3 tRNA genes and 1 rRNA gene are annotated in these 2,500 nt (G+C 51.7%); all 4 read right to left on the reverse strand.

Annotated elements, in window-relative coordinates:
* Positions 1-1,545: ribosomal RNA gene (locus DWB85_RS19150) — 23S ribosomal RNA — on the reverse strand; the annotation flags it as partial.
* Between the two features lie 455 nt (positions 1,546-2,000).
* Positions 2,001-2,076 (reverse strand) — tRNA-Ala (locus DWB85_RS19155).
* A gap of 82 nt (positions 2,077-2,158) precedes the next feature.
* Positions 2,159-2,234: transfer RNA gene (locus DWB85_RS19160), tRNA-Ala, on the reverse strand.
* A 122-nt stretch (positions 2,235-2,356) separates the two neighbouring features.
* Positions 2,357-2,433, reverse strand: a tRNA-Ile gene (locus DWB85_RS19165).
* Between the last annotated feature and the right edge of the window lie 67 nt (positions 2,434-2,500).

Genomic DNA, 2,500 nt, shown 5'->3' on the forward strand with positions numbered 1-2,500 from the left:
TTTTCACCCCCCTTATCGTTACTCATGTCAGCATTCGCACTTCTGATACCTCCAGCAAACCTCCCGGTTCACCTTCAACGGCTTACAGAACGCTCCTCTACCATGCGTGCACTTCCTTAAACTCACTCGCCTTACGGCTCCTGATTTTAAGTAAGCGATTTGCTACGCAAATCACATCCTCATCTTATCCCGGCCACCTCAACGTTCGAGGGGGCCTGGTCGTCGGCTAACGCCGACGACAAGCGCCTGAGAATAAGCTTAAGTGAAGTACACGCATCCGCAGCTTCGGTTACCAGTTTAGCCCCGTTACATCTTCCGCGCAGGCCGACTCGACTAGTGAGCTATTACGCTTTCTTTAAAGGATGGCTGCTTCTAAGCCAACCTCCTAGCTGTCTAAGCCTTCCCACATCGTTTCCCACTTAACTGGTATTTGGGACCTTAGCTGGCGGTCTGGGTTGTTGCCCTCTCGACGACGGACGTTAGCACCCGCCGTCTGTCTGCCGTGATTGTACTCCTGGGTATTCGGAGTTTGCATGGGGTTGGTAAGTCGGGATGACCCCCTAGCCCAAACAGTGCTCTACCCCCCAGGGTAAGACACGACGCTCTACCTAAATAGATTTCGAGGAGAACCAGCTATCTCCGGGCTTGATTAGCCTTTCACTCCGATCCACAAGTCATCCCCTCATTTTTCAACATAAGTGGGTTCGGTCCTCCAGTGCCTGTTACGGCACCTTCAACCTGCTCATGGATAGATCGCCCGGTTTCGGGTCTAATGCCTGCAACTAAACGCCCTATTAAGACTCGGTTTCCCTACGCCTCCCCTATACGGTTAAGCTTGCTACAAACATTAAGTCGCTGACCCATTATACAAAAGGTACGCAGTCACCCGATCTTCAAACCCTCTCTGCTTCTTTTGGGGCGGTTGATCGTCGCTACGCGACGCTAACCTGTTCCCAAACTTCAGAGGGCCTTCCTCACTCCCCCAAAAGGGCTTGAAGATCGGGCTCCCACTGCTTGTACGTACACGGTTTCAGGTTCTATTTCACTCCCCTCTCCGGGGTTCTTTTCGCCTTTCCCTCACGGTACTGGTTCACTATCGGTCAGTTGGTAGTATTTAGCCTTGGAGGATGGTCCCCCCGTCTTCAGTCAAGATAACACGTGTCCCGACCTACTTCTCGCAAGCTCAGTACCACAACGATGTTTTCGTGTACGGGGCTATCACCCTCTATCGCCGGACTTTCCAGACCGTTCCACTAACATCACTGCTATCACTTGCAGGCTGATCCCCGGTCGCTCGCCGCTACTGGGGGAATCTCAATTGATTTCTGTTCCTAAGGGTACTTAGATGTTTCAGTTCCCCTCGTTCGCCCCTTTTACCTATGTATTCAGTAAAAGGTACCTGGCTGACACCAGGTGGGTTTCCCCATTCGGACATCTCCGGATCAAAGTCTGTTTGCCGACTCCCCGAAGCTTTTCGCAGGCTACAACGTCCTTCATCGCCTCCAACTGCCAAGGCATCCACCGTATACGCTTAGTCACTTGACCATATAACCGAAGTTATCTGTTCAAGAAGACAGTTCCCTGGCCCCCTTTGGCAAAGGCCAGGTACTTAGTAGACAGGCACCGATCAAAGTGCCTGCCCGCCGGATGTTGTGACGCTTAAGTCACAGTGTTGTATTACAACTCGTCGATGACAACGGGGAATTGAAACCCGCCATCATCAGAACAATTTATCTATGAACCGTGCAACTCACTTCAAAAGTGCTTTGCATCAGTCCAAAGACTCAGCTTGATTTACCTTGTTAAAGAACAGTTCCGGTGTAAAACCAGAAACAAACACACAACATGTGCTTGTTTCTGACTTCAGTGATGCGCCTCTTGTAAAGAGAAGATGGTGGAGCTATGCGGGATCGAACGGGGCGGCCATCCGTCGCAGACCATAGGGCTGCGGTTCCGCTACCAACTCTTCCTTCAAGCGACCATTCCCCCCTTCGAGTAAGTGGTGGAGCTATGCGGGATCGAACCGCAGACCTCTTGAATGCAAATCAAGCGCTCTCCCAGCTGAGCTATAGCCCCATAACTGCTTGCAGCAATCTCGAAACCTACCAAGTACTCCAAATCGNCATGTGCTTGTTTCTGACTTCAGTGATGCGTGAGATGGTGGAGCTATGCGGGATCGAACCGCAGACCTCTTGAATGCAAATCAAGCGCTCTCCCAGCTGAGCTATAGCCCCATAACTGCTTGCAGCAATCTCGAAACCTACCAAGTACTCCAAATCGTTCTTGATCGAGGCGCCGGCTTGCGTGGTGTGCGAATAGCACATGAGCAAGTCGGCAACGAAGAGCAAGGGCGATTTGGTAGGCCTGGGCAGATTTGAACTGCCGACCTCACCCTTATCAGGGGTGCGCTCTAACCAACTGAGCTACAGGCCTGCTGTAACTGGTCTGCTGTGCCTCTGGCCGCGTTATTTTGTTCGTTCGGTCGGTCATGTGCTTTTGA

Source organism: Seongchinamella sediminis (assembly GCF_003457605.1).
Classification (GTDB): domain Bacteria; phylum Pseudomonadota; class Gammaproteobacteria; order Pseudomonadales; family Halieaceae; genus Halioglobus; species Halioglobus sediminis.